The sequence below is a fragment of the Kitasatospora sp. NPDC088160 genome, from assembly GCF_044741445.1.
Taxonomy (GTDB): domain Bacteria; phylum Actinomycetota; class Actinomycetes; order Streptomycetales; family Streptomycetaceae; genus Kitasatospora.
On record NZ_JBIUSS010000011.1, the window covers coordinates 89,335 to 103,719 of the forward strand.

Genomic DNA, 14,385 nt, shown 5'->3' on the forward strand with positions numbered 1-14,385 from the left:
CACCGCCCCTGCCCCGACCCCGCCTGACCTCCGCCCCGACCCCGCCTCAGTCCAGCCTGATCGCATCCCCCACCGCGACCCGGCCGGGCACCAGCACCTGCGCGTACACCCCCGCGCAGGGCAGCGCGGGCATGCCCTCCAACGGGACCAGGCGGTTCCGCTCGGCCGGGACGCGCAGGGCGGACGTGCTCCGGGGCAGCGGGCCGTGCCGCAGGGTCGGGACGGCGCAGCGCGGCGTGAGCACCACGACGCGCAGCCGCAGCACCGGCCCGATCGCCAACTCCCGCCCCACCCAGGCGTTCTCGACGTACCCCTCGCCCTCGGTGCGGATCACCAGGTTCGGCCGGTAGCGCTCCGCCTCGGCGCCGGTCGCGGCCAGCGTCGAGGTGGTGACCAGGTGCAGCGGGGCGAAGTCGAAGAAGCCGCCGTCCGGCGCGGCCCGGCCCAACTCGTTGACGGTGACGTCGACTTCGGCCTCGATGCCGTGCGCCAGCACCTCCTCCGGCACGGCCCGCTCGATCGTCGCCCCGGGCGGGCACTCGGCGATCAGGGCGACCTTGCGGCCGAGCGCCGCCGACAGCTCCTCCTCGTCCACGCACCGCCCGTCCGGGCCGGTGATCACCACGCCGCCCGCCGTGGTCGCCGCCGTGTAACCGAGCAGGCCCGCCCACAGCCGCGGGTTCTTGGCGCTGGCGACCTTCCCGGTGTCGAGGTCGAGCAGGGCGCGGCCGCGGTCCCGCTCCAGGCCGCGCCCGTCCACCCCGACCGCCGCCAGTTCCTCCCCCAGCAGCGACTTCACCGGGTAGCGCCGCAGCCGTTCGACCGTCCCGATCCTCATGCCGCGACCGCCCATTCGCGCAGGGCCATGAAGTCGGCGGCCAGCAGGCCGATTCGGGGGTTGACGTGGAACGTGAGTGCCGGGGCGGGGTGGTGGGCGGCTATCCAGGCGGTGTCCTGCGGGCCCAGTTCGTCGTCCACCCAGGCGAACGGGCGGCCGTCCGCCCAGGCGACCACGTCCCGGGTCTTCCAGTGCAGGCCGTCCGGGTCCTCCCCGAACAGGTCCGTCCACTGGATGTAGGGGAGTTCGGGCAGTCCGAGGTTCGGGCCGATGTGGGTGTTCGCCTCGCCCATCCAGCCGGTGGCCCACACCAGTTCGTACGGCAGGCCGAGCAGTTCCGGCCCGTGCGCCGGGTTCAGCCACACCCGCAGCGGCTTCGCCCGCGCGTGGGAGTAGTGCGCCTGCCGGTCCGCCCACCAGGTCGGGAGCAGGCGGTGGGTGTCGTACCCCTCCGGCCGCCGGGTCGTCGGCGCGGCGTAGGGGTTGAGCGGTCCGTCCACGTCGAGGAGGAGCAGGGGCAGCGTCATGCCGTGAATTCTCCGGCCGACCCGGCGGATTGACCAGCGGTTTGCGGGTTCACGGCCGGTGCCACAGGTTGCGGGCGGCCAGCAGCGGCAGCACGCCCTCGCCGAACCAGTACGCCTCCTCCAGGTGCGGCATGCCCGACAGCACGAACTCGTCGATCCCCAGCTCGTGGTACTCGGTGATCAGGTCCGCGACCTCCCGGTGGCTGCCCACCAGGGCCGTCCCGGCGCCGCCGCGCAGCAGGCCGATCCCGGCCCACAGCCCCGGGTACACCTCCAGCCGCTCGGCCGATCCGCCGTGCAGCGCGAGCATCCGCCGCTGGCCCTCCGACTCGCTCTCGGCGAGCGCCCGCTGGGTCCGGCGCACGAGCCCCGGGTCCATTCCGGCGAGCAGCCGCTCGGTCTCCGCCCAGGCCTGCGCGGCGGTGTCCCGGGTGATCACGTGCAGCCGGATCCCGAACCGCACCACCCGCCCGCGGGCGGCGGCGAGTTCGCGGATCCAGCGGATCTTCTCCCGCACCTGGGCGGGCGGTTCGCCCCAGGTCAGGTAGACGTCCGCGGACTGCGCCGCGACCTCGCCGGCCGCCGGGGACGAGCCGCCGAAGTACACCGTCGGCACCGGCTCCGGCAGCCGGTTCAGCCGGGCCCGCTCGACCCGCAGATGGGGCCCGTGGTGGTCGACCGTCCCGCCCGCCCACAGCCGCCGGACGATGTCCAGGAACTCCCCGGTCCGCGCGTACCGGGCGTCCTTGTCCAGGAAGTCCCCGTAGGCGCGCTGCTCGGCGGACTCCCCGCCGGTCACCACGTTCAGCAGCAGCCTTCCGCCGGACTGCCGTTGGTACGTCGCGGCCATCTGCGCGGCCAGCGTCGGGCTGATCTGCCCGGGCCGGAACGCCACCAGGTACTTCAGCCGCTCCGTCACCTGCGTCAGCATCGCCGTCGTCAGCCAGGCGTCCTCGCACCACGCCCCGGTCGGCGTCAGCACCCCCTCGAACCCCAACTGCTCCGCGCTGCGGGCGACCTGCCCCAGGTACCCCAGGCTCGGCGGCCGGTCCGCCCCCGCCACCCCCGGCGTGGACCCGTGACCACCCCCGACGATCTGCCGACTGTCACCGTTGGTGGGAAGGAACCAGTGGAACACGAGCGACATGAACGGACACACTCCTACGCCGGGTTGCCTGCGGGATGAGGACGGAGACACTCACCGGCAACACGCGGCCGCGCACACCCGCACCAGGTCCACGTGCAGACGTCGCACGAGGACACGGCGGGCGGAAGCGGTCATGCGAGCGATTATGCCCGACGACGACGGCCGCCGGCCCTCCCTCGTACGGGAGGACCGGCGGCCGGTGCGGAGCGGGGGCGGATCAGACCTGGCCGGCCTTCTCCAGGGCCTCGCAGCAGGTGTTGATCATGAGGCGGGTGACGACGTACGGGTCGATGTTGGCGTTCGGGCGACGGTCCTCGATGTAGCCCTTCTGCTCCACCTCGACCTGCCACGGGATGCGGACCGAGGCGCCGCGGTTGGAGACGCCGTAGCTGTAGACGTTCCACGGGGCGGTCTCGTGCTTGCCGGTCAGGCGGGACTGGATGTCGTCGCCGTACTGGCTGACGTGCTCCAGCACCTTGTCCTGGGAGGCGCCGAGGGACTCGCAGGCGGTGATGATGGCGTCGTAGCCCTCGCGCATCGCCCTGGTGGAGAAGTTGGTGTGTGCACCCGCGCCGTTCCAGTCGCCCCTGACCGGCTTGGCGTCCAGGGTGGCGTCGATGCCGAACTCCTCGGCGGTGCGGTACAGCAGGTAGCGGGCGATCCACAGGTCGTCCGAGACGGTCAGCGAGGAGACCGGGCCGATCTGGAACTCCCACTGGCCGGGCATGACCTCGGCGTTGATGCCGCAGATCGCCAGGCCGGCGTCGATGCAGCGGTCCAGGTGCAGCTCGACGATCTCGCGGCCGAAGACCTCCTCGGCGCCGATGCCGCAGTAGTAGCCGCCCTGCGGGGCCGGGAAGCCGCCCTCCGGGAAGCCGAGCGGGCGGGAGCCCTTGAAGAAGGTGTACTCCTGCTCGATACCGAAGATCGACTCCTGGGCCGCGTACTTCTCGTCGACCTCGCGCAGCAGGGCGCGGGTGTTGGACTTGTGCGGGGTGCCGTCGGTCTCCAGCACCTCGCACAGGACGAGGATGTTGTCACCGCCGCGGATCGGGTCCGGCACGACCTTCACCGGGTCCAGCACGCGGTCCGAGGCGTGGCCCTCCGCCTGGTTGGTCGAGGAGCCGTCGAAACCCCAGGTCGGGATCTTGTCCGCGTTGGGCAGGACCCGAGTCTTGGAACGGAGCTTCGCGGTCGGCTTGGTGCCGTCGATCCAGATGTACTCGGCCTTGATTGCCACGGCGGTGTACCTCGCATTGCTGGGTGGTGGGTGCCCGCGTAGCGTCGCAAGCCGCCGTTTCCCGGTTGTTCCTCTCGTGTAACGCGGATGTGAACCAACCCTCCGTGATGACACGGTCACGGTGCGGGAGTGCCAGGGCGACATCCGGAGTGGCGGGGTGGCACCCGGGGTGCCGAGGTGGCACCCCGGGTGGCGCTCCCGCACCGCGAGGGGCCGGGGCTCAGTGCCGGCGGGCGTGCGCGGCCCGGCGGCGCCGGGTGGCCCACAGGGCGCCGGCCCCGCCGGCGACGAGGGCGGCGGCCCCGGCGGCCAGCGGGCCGGTGGCGCTGCTGCCGCCGGTCGCGGCGAGGCCGGCGGCCGGCTTCTCCGACGGGCCGGGCTTCTCGGTGGCGGCCTGCGGGACGACGGCGCGGGTGGTGGTGTCGGCGACCGGCTGGGCGGTGGCGGCGGTGCCGGTCGGCGCGGGCGACGTCGGGGCCTGGGTCGGGGTCGCGCCGGCAGCCGGCGCGGAGGGCTTCTCGCAGCTCACCGAGGCCACGGTGATCTTGCCGGTGACCTTGGCGACGTTCAGGTTCAGCGGGTTCACCTCCACCTGGACCTCCAGGGCGGAGGCGGCGGCGGTGGTCGAGGTGGTGCTCTTCTTGGAGAGCTCCACCGACACGCTGCCGATCAGCGGCACGTCCACCTTGGTCGGCCCGTACAGGCCGATGGTGACGGGCTTGCCGAGCACCGTCAGCTTGGCGGGCGCGACGACGTCGGCGGTCGGCTGCCCGTCGACGGGGCAGGTCGCCTCGGCGCTCATCGCCTCCAGGCCGATCAGCGTGGTGGCGGGCAGGCCGGGGGCGTGCACGTCGGCGTTGACCAGCTTGACGGAGGCGGCGGTGCCCTTGGCGTCGATGCGGGTCACGGCCGTGCCGACGTCGGCCTTGACCAGGGTGACCGGGCCCTGCTGGTCGACGCCGTCGACCTTGGCGGTGAGGAGCGAGCCCTCGCTCTGGGCCGGCGTCTCCACCTTGTTGAGCGCGAGGTCCACCGGGACGTCGACCGTCTTGTTCAACAGGCTGACGTCCAGGGCGAGTTCGGCGGTGACGGCGCGCGCCTTGCCGGGCGAGGCGGCGGACGACGGAGAGGACGACGCAGTGGCCGCCGGGGCGGCGCACGCGGGCGGGACGGTGAGCAGCGTGCAGGCCGCGACCACGGCGGCGGCGGAAGCGGTTCGGCGGACGGAACGGGCGGAGCTGGTGGAACGAGAAGACATGGCGGTACCCCCACAGGTGCTGTTGATCCGGAGCGCGCCCAGACGTCACCCGCGACAGGCGGGGAGGGGCCGGCGTTCCGAACGGTGAGCCGCCAGTCTTCTCGAACAGTCCGTCACAGGAGCCACACAGAACGTCATTTCACTCGTTGGAGTGAGATTGACGTCTGCTACTGACTCCGGTCTGCTACGGCAGTCGCCAGTCCACCGGCTGCGCCCCCTGCCGCGCCAGCAGCTCGTTCGCCCGGCTGAACGGCCGCGAGCCGAAGAAGCCGCCGCTCGCCGAGTACGGGCTCGGGTGCGCCGACTCGATCGCCGGGACGTCTCCGAGCAGCGGCCGCAGGTTGCGGGCGTCGCGCCCCCACAGGATCGCCACCAGCGGGCCGCCGCGCGCCACAAGAGCCCGGATCGCCTGCTCGGTGACCTCCTCCCAGCCCTTGCCCCGGTGCGCGGCGGGCTTGCGCGGCGCGGTGGTCAGCGCGCGGTTGAGCAGCAGGACGCCCTGCCGCGTCCACGGGGTGAGGTCGCCGTTGGACGGCTGGGGCAGGCCGAGGTCGCTGCCGTACTCCTGGAAGATGTTGATCAGGCTGGCCGGGATCGGCCGGGTCTCCGGCGCCACCGAGAAGCTGAGCCCGACGGCGTGGCCCGGGGTCGGGTACGGGTCCTGTCCGACGATCAGCACCCGCACGTCGGCGAAGGGCTGTTGGAAGGCCCGCAGCACGTTCGGCCCGGACGGCAGGTAGGTACGGCCGGCGGCCAGTTCGGCGCGCAGGAAGTCGCCCATGGCGGCGACCCGCCCGCCGACGGGCTCCAGGGCGGTGGCCCAACCGGGCTCGACGATCTCGTTCAGTGGACGCGGTGCCATGGTGGCCACCCTATCGGCCTACACCGACAGCGCGTTCAGCGGATGATCATGCACACGAGCCCGGAGCCGTCCGGCCCGGCGGCCGACCACGACGGGCCACCCGCCACCGGCCACCCGCTCACCCCACCGGCCGGCCGCGCAGCACCACCAGCCGGGGGTCGGCGAGCACCCGGACGTCCGCCCGCGGGTCCTCCCCGTACACCACGAAGTCGGCCGACTCCCCCTCCTCCAGCCCCGGCCGCCCCAGCCACTCCCGCGCACCCCAACTGGCCGCCGACAGTGCCTGCGCCGGGCTCAGCCCCGCCTTCACCAGTTCCGCCACCTCCTCCGCGACCAGCCCGTGCGCCAGCGAGCCGCCCGCGTCCGTGCCGACGAACACCGGGATGCCCGCGTCGTGCGCGGCGCCGACGGTGGCGTAGCGGCGCTCGTGCAGCCGCCGCATGTGGGCCGCCCAGGCCGGGAACCTGCCCTCGCCGCCGGCCGCCAGGCCCGGGAAGGTGGCGATGTTGACCAGCGTCGGGACGATCGCCACGCCGCGCTCGGCGAAGGCCGGGATCAGCTCCTCGGTCAGTCCGGTGGCGTGCTCGATGCAGTCGATACCGGCCGCCAGCAGGTCCGGCAGCGACTCGGCGGCGAAGCAGTGCGCGGTGACCCGCGCGCCTTCCTCGTGCGCCGCCGCGATCGCCTCGGCCAGCGCGTCGCCGGGCCAGCAGGCGGCGAGGTCGCCGCGCTCGCGGTCGATCCAGTCGCCGACCAGCTTCACCCAGCCGTCGCCGCGCCGGGCCTCCGCGCGGACGTACGCGGCGAGGTCGCCGGGCTCGATCTCGTGCGCGTAGTTGCGGATGTAGCGGCGGGTGCGGGCGATGTGCCGCCCGGCGCGGATGATCCGGGGCAGGTCCTCGCGCTCGTCGATCCACCGGGTGTCGGCGGCCGAGCCGGCGTCGCGGATCAGCAGGGTGCCGGCGTCACGGTCGGTGAGCGCCTGCTTCTCGCTGGTCTCCGCGTCGACGGCGCCGTGCGCGTCCAGGCCGACGTGGCAGTGCGCGTCCACCAGGCCGGGCAGCACCCAGCCGGTCACCGTCCGGACGTCCTCGGCGCCGGGCGGGCGGGTGAAGCTCACCCGGCCGTCCACGACCCAGAGTTCGTCCCGGACGTCCTCCGGACCGACCAGCACCCGACCCCGGACGTGCAGCACCGCGCCATCGCTCATGGCCCGCACTCTACCGACGGGCGTGTTCCCTGTAAGCAGCAAAGATGCGGCAGACTCGTTCCGGCACCCACCACCCCACGCCCGAAAGGCCGCTACCGTGAGTCCCTTCCTCGACCTCCCCCCGCTCAGCGCCGCCGAGTTCGCGGCGATCGAGGACCAGGTGGCCGCACTGCTGCACACCACCGCGGACGTCATCGTCACCCAGGGTGAGGCGCTGCTGCCGCTGGAGGCCGCGATCCGCGGCGCCGCGCACCCCGGCTCCACCGCGCTCAACATCGTCACCGGCCCGTACGGGCAGACCTTCGGCAACTGGCTGCGCTCCTGCGGGGTCGAGGTCGTGGACCTGGCCGTCCCCTTCGACAGCGCGGTCAGCGCGCAGCAGGTCGCCGACGCCCTCGCCGCCCGTCCGGCCGTCGACTTCGTCTCCCTCGTCCACGCCGAGGCCGCCACCGGCAACACCAACCCCGTCGCCGGGATCGCCGCCGCCGTCCGCGAGCACGGCGCCCTGCTGATGCTCGACGCGGTCGCCTCCGTCGCCGCCGAGCCGCTGCTCACCGACGAGTGGGGCGTCGACCTGTGCGTCATCGGCGGCCAGAAGGCCATGGGCGGCCCCGCCGGGGTCTCCGCCGTCTCCGTCTCCCAGCGCGCCTGGGAGCGGATCGCCGCCAACCCGGCCGCCCCGCGCCGCTCCTACCTGTCCCTGCTCGACTGGAAGGAGCGCTGGACGGACGCCGGGCGCACCGTGCTCCCGCACGCCCCCGCCCAGTTGGAGATGCTGGCCCTCGGAGCCTGCCTCGACCGGATCGCCGCCGACGGCCTGCCCGCCGTCATCGCCCGCCACCGCGCCGCCTCCGCCGCCACCCGCGCGGGCGCCCGCGCGCTCGGCACCCTCGCCCCGTTCGTCACCGAGGACGCCCACGCGGCCCCGGTCGCCACCACCCTGCGCACCCCGGCCGGCGTGCACGCGGCCGAGCTCGCCGCCCGCCTCGACCCCGCCCTCCCCGTCCAGCCCGGCGGCGGCCCCCTCGCCGCCTCGATGCTCCGCGTCAACCACTACGGCCCCGCCGCCGCCCTGCCCACCGTCCACGCCTGCCTCACCGCCCTCGCCACCGCGACGGACGCGGACCCGGCCCCGGCCCTGGCCGCCGCGGAGGCGGCCTGGACGGCAGCCGTCCAGGGCTGACACCACGGCGCCGTCAAGGCCCGAGCACGCGGAGCGGCCCCCGGGACACTCGGTCCCGGGGGCCGCTCCGCCTCTCCCCCGGACAGGGCCTGGCCGCGCACGGCACGGCGGGTTTCGGCCATGGGCTCCCGGCACAGTTCCCGCAGCGTTCATCTGCGCGGCACGCCGATCTCACCGGGGACCGGCAGGCTCCGGCCAGGGGTGAAGTTGGCTATACAACTTCACCCGAGACGCCGCCGAGGAGGAGACCACCGTGACCGAGCTGCCGCCGTACTGGCTGCGCGACAACTGCCCGTGCGCCGAGTGCCGGGACCCCCGGAACGGGCAGAAACTGTTCCAGATCGACGACCTGCCGCAGGACCTGGCGGTCGCCGCGAGCACCGAGACCGACGGGGGCCTGGAGGTGCTCTGGTCGGACGGGCACCGCTCGCGGTACCCGCTGGAGTGGCTGGGCGCCGAGCGGGACGGCGACGGGCGGACGGAGGAGGGCAAGCGGCTCTGGGTGGCGGCGGACTTCGCGCGCGGGATCCCCGAGGCGCGGTGGGAGGCGTACCTGTCCGACCCCGCCGAGCAGGCCGCCGTCCTCACCGCCGTGCGCAGCAGCGGCTTCGCGGTGCTGCGCGGGGTGCCGGCGGTGGAGCGGCAGGTCCTCGCGGTGGCCGAGAGCTTCGGCTACGTCCGGGTCACCAACTACGGGGAGCTGTTCGACGTCCGGGTCGAGCCGGATCCGAACAACCTGGCGTTCACCAGCGTCGCGATCGCGCCGCACACCGACAACCCGTACCGGGACCCGGTGCCGACGCTCCAGCTCCTGCACTGCCTGGAGAACTCCGCGACCGGCGGCGACTCCGGCCTCGTGGACGGGTTCCGGGCGGCGGCGGTCCTCCGGGAGGAGGCGCCGGCGGACTTCGAGACGCTCACCCGCACGCCCGTCCCGTTCGTCTTCCGCGACCGCCGCACCGAACTGCGCGCCGACCGCCCGCTGATCGAGGTGGACGCCCTGGGCCGGATCCGCGAGGTGCGGTTCAACAACCGCTCGATCGGCACCCTGCGCGGGAGTTCCGCCGAACTGACGGCCTTCTACGCCGCGTACCGCCGCTTCGCCGCGATCACCCTGCGCCCCGAGCTCCAGCTCACCTTCCGCCTCGACCGCGGCGACTGCCTGATCTTCGACAACACCCGGCTGCTGCACGCCCGTACGGCCTTCCAGCAGGACGGCCACCGCCACCTCCAGGGCTGCTACGCCGACCTGGACACGCTGGGCAGCACCCTCGCCGTGCTGCACCGGCGCGCCGCCGCGCTGGACGCGATCGCCGGGCTGTTCGCGGGCGAGGGCGCCGGGGAGTACCTGGGCGAGGAGGTCACCATGGCCGAGCACATGCTCCAGGCCGCCGCTGCCGCCGAGGCGGCCGGGGCGCCGGACCACCTCGTCGCCGCCGCGCTGCTGCACGACGTCGGCCACTTCCAGGGAGCACTGCACGGTAGGGACTTGATGGAGGGTCAGGACAACCGGCACAGCGACACCGGCGCCGACTGGCTGGCACGGTGGTTCGGCCCGGAGGTGACCGAGCCGGTCCGGCTGCACGTGGCCGCCAAGCGCTACCTGTGCGCGGTGGAGCCGGACTACCGGCAGCGGCTGTCCGAGGCCTCGGAGTACACCCTCACCGTCCAGGGCGGCCCGATGGACGAGCGGCAGGCCGCCGCGTTCGCCGAACTCCCGGGCGCCGCCGACGCGGTGGCCGTCCGCCGCTGGGACGAGCAGGCGAAGACGGCCGGGGCGCCGACACCCGGCTTCGAGCACTACCGCCCGCTGCTCGCCGCGCTCATGCACTGACGGCACCGGCCGGCACGCCCGGGAGGATGGCCGGGCTCGGCCCCGGACTCAGTCGCCCTCCCGGGCGTGCCGCGAAAGCGCCGACGCGGCCAGCGAGTTGTGGATGCTGAAGGCCACCGTCCCGGGCAGGTAGCGGTCCTGGGACCACTCCACCGGAGTGCCGGTCGGATCCGTCGTGCGCCGCCGTTCGCGCAGCAGCGGGCCGCCGCGGCGGCAGCCGAGGAGCCGGGCGTCCTCGGCGTTGGCGGCCACGATGTCGATGGTGTGGTCGGCGTCGGTGAACAGGATGCCGTGCTCGCGCAGGACTTCGGTGTGCGAGACGACGTCCGCCGGCAGCTCGGCGACGATCTCGCCGACCCGCGGCGGGTAGACGGTCCGCTCGACCATCACGGGCGCGCCGGAGAGGGTGCGCAGCCGGACGGTCACGTACACCTCGGCGCCCGGCTCCAGGCGCAGTTGCTCGCGTTCGGCGGTGTCGGCGGGGCGGCGGACCAGCGAGTCCAGGATGCCGCCGGGCTCCTCGCCCATCGAGTACGCCCAGTGCGTGAAGCTGAGCAGTTCGGAGAAGCTCTGCACCCGGGCGCCCCCGAGCACGACGCGCCGGGTGCCGCGGCGGGAGGTGACCAGCCCGTCGGAGCGGAGGACGGCGAGCGCCTGGCGGACGGTGCCCCGGGAGACGCCGTACTGCTCGGCGAGCGCGCCCTCGGCGGGCAGCCGGCCGGCCTCGCCGTACGCGCCGGTGGTGATGGCCTCGCGCAGGTCGGCGGCGACCTTCCGGTACAGGGCGCCGGGAGCGCGCTCGGCGGGGCGCCCGGGCTCAAGTGCCACGTCAGTCAATGTCCCTCCTGGGGCGGTGTCCTGCGCAGCCGTACCGGCACGGACAGCCCGACCTTATCCCGCTGCGCCTTTGAAGCATCGCACCGAACGGATCACGCTCAGATGGCCGGATTCGACCGTTCCCGCAGCCGACCCCGGTTCTGGGCCGTCCGTTCACCTTCCCGTCATCGGACTCCGGCGTACTTACCTCCGTCAGCGAAGTTGGCTAGTCAACTCGGACGGCCTCGAACGGCTCCGGGCGGCTCCGAACGGCACCGGACACCTCAGAACGGCTCCGAACGGCCACTCGCACGATCCCCCGATCAGACAACCCCACCGCAGCTCACCCCCTTGCAGTACACCCGATCAGGAGACTGACCCGTGTCCGTGCACCGCGCCCGTTCCGCCGCCTTCGCAGCGGTCCTGACCGCCGCCGCGCTGTCCCTCACCGCCTGCGGCTCCGCCGGCTCCTCCACCGCGAAGTCCGGCGACGCCGCGGGCGGCAAGAGCGCCAAGACCGCCACCTCGGTCGCCGACTTCGGCGGGATGGACGGCCTGATCGCCGCCGCCAAGAAGGAGGGGAAGCTGCACGTCATCACGCTGCCTCGCGACTGGGCGAACTACGGCAAGCTGATGGACGACTTCAAGGCGAAGTACGGCATCGAGATCGAGGACGAGAACCCCGACGGCGCCAGCCAGGACGAGATCAACGCGATCACCTCCCGCAAGGGCCAGGACCGCGCCCCCGACGTCGTCGACCTCGGCTCGGCCTTCGCGCTCAGCGCCGCCAAGCAGGGCCTGCTGGCCCCGTACAAGGTCACCGACTTCGACAAGATCCCGGCCACCATGAAGAACGCCGACGGCCTGCACTACAACGACTACGGCGGCTACATGTCGATCGCGTGCGACGCCAAGAAGGTGTCCGCCTGCCCGAAGACCTTCGCCGACCTGCTGAAGCCCGAGTACAAGGGCATGGTCGCCCTGAACGGCAACCCGACCAAGGCCGGTGCCGCGTTCGGCGCCGTCTACGCGGCCGCGCTCGCCAACGGCGGCTCGCTGGACAACATCCAGCCCGGCATCGACTTCTTCGCCAAGGTCAAGCAGGCCGGCAACTTCAACCCGGTCGAGGTCACCCCGGCGACCATCGAGAAGGGCGAGACCCCGATCAGCATCGACTGGTCGTACCTGAACGCCGGCTACGCCGACAAGTTCAGGAGCAAGGGCATCGACTGGCAGGTGGCCATCCCCTCGGACGGCTCCTACGCGCAGTACTACAACCAGGCGATCAACAAGGACGCGCCGCACCCGGCCGCCGCCCGCCTGTGGGAGGAGTACCTGTACAGCGCCGAGGGCCAGAACGGCTTCCTGGGCGGCTACGCCACCCCGGCCCTGTTCGACGCCATGAAGACGGCCGGCACCCTGGACGCCGCGGGCGCCGCGAAGCTCCCGCCGGTCGAGAAGCCCTTCACCACCTTCCCGGCCCAGGAGCAGACGGACACGGCCAAGAAGACCGTGACCGAGAACTGGGCCAAGGCGATCGCGGGCTGACCTGACGATGACCACGGCTCCCACCCCGGTGCCGGCCCCCGCCTCCGCCGCCCAGAGCGGCGGGGGCGCCCCCGGCCCCGCAGCAACCACCCCCGCCACCGCCGACGCCACCACGGCCGAGGCCACCGACACCGCGGCCGAGACCGCCGCGGCCAAGAGCACCGAGACCGCCAGGGCCCCCCGCCCCGGCAAGCCCCGGGCCGGCCGCGGTCGTGCCTGGATGGCCGCCCTCCCCCTGCTCCTGTTCTTCCTGGTCGGCTTCGGCCTGCCCGCCGTCGCGATCGCCATCGGCGCGTTCACCACCTCGCCCGACGCCCCCGACGGCGGCGGCACCTTCACCACCGACAACCTCACCGGCTCGCTGCAGGGCGCCTACTGGACCGCCCTGTGGGGCAGCGTCAAGCTCTCCCTGCTGACCGCGCTGATCGCCGCCGTGGTCGGCCTGCCGCTGGCCCAGGCCGTGGCCACCTCCCGGTTCCGGGTGTTCCGCGAGGCGGTGCTCTCCGCCTCCGGCGTGCTCGCCAACTTCGGCGGCGTGCCGCTCGCCTTCATGTTCGTCGCCACCCTCGGCAACGCCGGCGAGGTCACCAAGAAGTTCGGCCTCACCAGCCACGGCTGGAACCTCTACACCTTCACCGGCCTCTCCGTGGTCTACCTGTACTTCCTGGTGCCGCTGATGGTCATCACCATCACCCCGGCCCTGGAGGGCCTGCGCACCCAGTGGCGCGAGGCCGCGTACAACAACGGCGCCACCGTCGTGCAGTACTGGCGGCACGTGGCCCTGCCGGTCCTGGTGCCCTCGCTGCTCGGCGGCTTCGTGCTGCTGTTCGGCGCCTCCTTCGCCGCGTACGCCACCGCCGAGGCCATGGTGGGCAGTTCGGTGCCGCTCATCTCGATGCAGATCGGCGACGCGCTGTCCGGCAACGTCCTGGTCGGCCAGGGCAACCTCGCCCTCGCCCTCGGCCTCGACATGATCGTGGTCGCCTGCCTGGTGATGGCCGTGTACCTGCCCCTTCAGCGCCGGAGTGCCAAGTGGCTCGCCTGATCAATCGCATCCGTTTCGGCCGCGGCCTCGTCCTGCTGCTCTGCGGCGTCTACTTCGCCGTACCGCTGGCCTCCTCGGTGATCTTCAGCGTCGACGACAACAAGGGCGGCACCACCTTCCGGGCCTACACCGAGCTGCTGAACGCGCCCGGCTTCCTGGACAGCCTGGTGCTGAGCCTGGAGCTGGCCGGCGTCACGGTGGCGGTGCTGCTGCTCCTGCTGGTCCCGGCGATGCTCGCCGCCCGGCTCGGTGCGCCGAAGCTGCGCCCGGTGATCGAGGTGATGTGCTCGATGCCGCTGGTCGTCCCCGTGGTCGCGCTCACCACCGGCATCATCGGCGTGCTGCGCTGGGGCCCGGACTACCTCCAGGACACCCCGCTGTTCCAGACCATCGTGGCCATCCAGGACCCGAAGTTCCCGATCGTCCTGGTCATCGCCTACGTGCTGATGGCGCTGCCGTTCGCCTACCGGGCGCTGGACGCCGGGCTGCGCGGCGTGGACGTCGCCACCCTGGTCGAGGCCGCCCGCAACTGCGGGGCCGGCTGGCTGCGCGCGGTGTTCACCGTCGTCCTGCCGAACCTGCGCAGCGCGCTGCTGAACGCGGCCGTCCTCACCGTCGCCCTGGTGCTCGGCGAGTTCACCACCGCCTCCATCCTCGGCTTCGCCCCCTTCTCGGTGTGGATCAACTCCAACGGCAAGAGCGACGGCCAGATGTCCGTCGCCGTCTCGATGCTCAGCCTGCTGATCGTCTGGCTCGTCCTGCTGCTGATGTCCGCCGCCGGCCGCGGCCGCAAGGGCGCGCGGGCCTGAGGCGCCCCGCCGCACGGCCATCCCGCGCTCCGGCCGCACGGTCCTGAACCACCCCACGCTTTCCAGGA

General features: G+C 73.3%; 13 protein-coding genes. 5 read left to right on the forward strand and 8 right to left on the reverse strand.

Annotated features, from left to right (window positions below; genetic code table 11):
* Positions 1–46: 46 nt before the first annotated feature.
* The 7 genes from ACIOGZ_RS18695 to ACIOGZ_RS18725 form a co-directional block, all read right to left on the reverse strand.
* Positions 47–838 carry an MOSC domain-containing protein gene (locus ACIOGZ_RS18695; RefSeq protein ID WP_400986494.1) on the reverse strand — a complete coding sequence of 264 codons (792 nt, stop codon included), beginning with the start codon at positions 836–838 and terminating at the stop codon, positions 47–49.
* On the reverse strand, positions 835–1,365 hold the full coding sequence (locus tag ACIOGZ_RS18700) for a hypothetical protein (protein ID WP_400807522.1): 531 nt from the start codon (positions 1,363–1,365) through the stop codon (positions 835–837). Before ACIOGZ_RS18700 ends, ACIOGZ_RS18695 begins: the two co-directional genes overlap by 4 nt.
* A 49-nt stretch (positions 1,366–1,414) precedes the next feature.
* Complete coding sequence (locus ACIOGZ_RS18705) at positions 1,415–2,512, reverse strand: LLM class flavin-dependent oxidoreductase (protein ID WP_400807519.1); 1,098 nt, start codon at positions 2,510–2,512, stop codon at positions 1,415–1,417.
* A 217-nt stretch (positions 2,513–2,729) separates the two neighbouring features.
* Entirely contained in the window at positions 2,730–3,752 is a 1,023-nt protein-coding gene (glnII, locus tag ACIOGZ_RS18710) for a glutamine synthetase (RefSeq protein ID WP_363580549.1), read from the reverse strand.
* Between the two features lie 220 nt (positions 3,753–3,972).
* A complete protein-coding gene (locus ACIOGZ_RS18715) occupies positions 3,973–5,010 on the reverse strand; it encodes an SCO1860 family LAETG-anchored protein (protein WP_400986495.1) in 1,038 nt (345 codons plus the stop codon).
* Between the two features lie 184 nt (positions 5,011–5,194).
* Complete coding sequence (locus ACIOGZ_RS18720; protein WP_363580545.1) at positions 5,195–5,872, reverse strand: uracil-DNA glycosylase; 678 nt, start codon at positions 5,870–5,872, stop codon at positions 5,195–5,197.
* Positions 5,873–5,990: 118 nt separating this feature from the next.
* Positions 5,991–7,082, reverse strand: a complete 1,092-nt coding sequence (locus ACIOGZ_RS18725) for an amidohydrolase family protein (RefSeq protein WP_063349565.1) — start codon at positions 7,080–7,082, stop codon at positions 5,991–5,993.
* A 97-nt stretch (positions 7,083–7,179) separates the two neighbouring features.
* On the opposite strand from ACIOGZ_RS18725, the gene ACIOGZ_RS18730 reads away from it, so the two are divergent.
* Both ACIOGZ_RS18730 and ACIOGZ_RS18735 read left to right on the forward strand, forming a co-directional pair.
* Positions 7,180–8,265, forward strand: a complete 1,086-nt coding sequence (locus ACIOGZ_RS18730; protein WP_363580541.1) for an aminotransferase class V-fold PLP-dependent enzyme — start codon at positions 7,180–7,182, stop codon at positions 8,263–8,265.
* Positions 8,266–8,518: 253 nt separating this feature from the next.
* Entirely contained in the window at positions 8,519–10,099 is a 1,581-nt protein-coding gene (locus ACIOGZ_RS18735; RefSeq protein ID WP_400986497.1) for a phosphonate degradation HD-domain oxygenase, read from the forward strand.
* Between the two features lie 48 nt (positions 10,100–10,147).
* Here ACIOGZ_RS18735 and ACIOGZ_RS18740 read toward each other — a convergent pair whose 3' ends face one another.
* Positions 10,148–10,927 (reverse strand): GntR family transcriptional regulator, encoded by a 780-nt coding sequence (locus ACIOGZ_RS18740; protein WP_363580537.1) that lies wholly within the window; start codon positions 10,925–10,927, stop codon positions 10,148–10,150.
* A 369-nt stretch (positions 10,928–11,296) separates the two neighbouring features.
* Here ACIOGZ_RS18740 and ACIOGZ_RS18745 point away from each other — a divergent pair, with 369 nt between their 5' ends.
* The 3 genes from ACIOGZ_RS18745 to ACIOGZ_RS18755 are packed head-to-tail and all read left to right on the forward strand — an operon-like array spanning position 11,297 to position 14,317.
* Positions 11,297–12,463: an ABC transporter substrate-binding protein gene (locus ACIOGZ_RS18745; protein WP_400986499.1), complete on the forward strand. Its 1,167-nt coding sequence runs from the start codon at positions 11,297–11,299 to the stop codon at positions 12,461–12,463.
* Between the two features lie 7 nt (positions 12,464–12,470).
* A complete protein-coding gene (locus ACIOGZ_RS18750; RefSeq protein WP_400334696.1) occupies positions 12,471–13,508 on the forward strand; it encodes an ABC transporter permease in 1,038 nt (345 codons plus the stop codon).
* The gene (locus ACIOGZ_RS18755; protein WP_387818562.1) at positions 13,508–14,317 is read left to right on the forward strand and encodes an ABC transporter permease; all 810 of its coding nucleotides are present in this window, start codon (positions 13,508–13,510) and stop codon (positions 14,315–14,317) included. Before ACIOGZ_RS18750 ends, ACIOGZ_RS18755 begins: the two co-directional genes overlap by 1 nt.
* Positions 14,318–14,385: the final 68 nt, after the last annotated feature.

Bases quoted from the DNA above. Each gene is read 5' to 3' on its own strand.
- ACIOGZ_RS18715 (WP_400986495.1), bottom strand. From the start codon at position 5,010: ATGTCTTCTCGTTCCACCAGCTCCGCCCGTTCCGTCCGCCGAACCGCT.
- ACIOGZ_RS18705 (WP_400807519.1), bottom strand. From the start codon at position 2,512: ATGTCGCTCGTGTTCCACTGGTTCCTTCCCACCAACGGTGACAGTCGG.
- ACIOGZ_RS18720 (WP_363580545.1), bottom strand. From the start codon at position 5,872: ATGGCACCGCGTCCACTGAACGAGATCGTCGAGCCCGGTTGGGCCACC.
- ACIOGZ_RS18695 (WP_400986494.1), bottom strand. From the start codon at position 838: ATGAGGATCGGGACGGTCGAACGGCTGCGGCGCTACCCGGTGAAGTCG.
- ACIOGZ_RS18725 (WP_063349565.1), bottom strand. From the start codon at position 7,082: ATGAGCGATGGCGCGGTGCTGCACGTCCGGGGTCGGGTGCTGGTCGGT.
- ACIOGZ_RS18700 (WP_400807522.1), bottom strand. From the start codon at position 1,365: ATGACGCTGCCCCTGCTCCTCCTCGACGTGGACGGACCGCTCAACCCC.
- ACIOGZ_RS18750 (WP_400334696.1), top strand. From the start codon at position 12,471: ATGACCACGGCTCCCACCCCGGTGCCGGCCCCCGCCTCCGCCGCCCAG.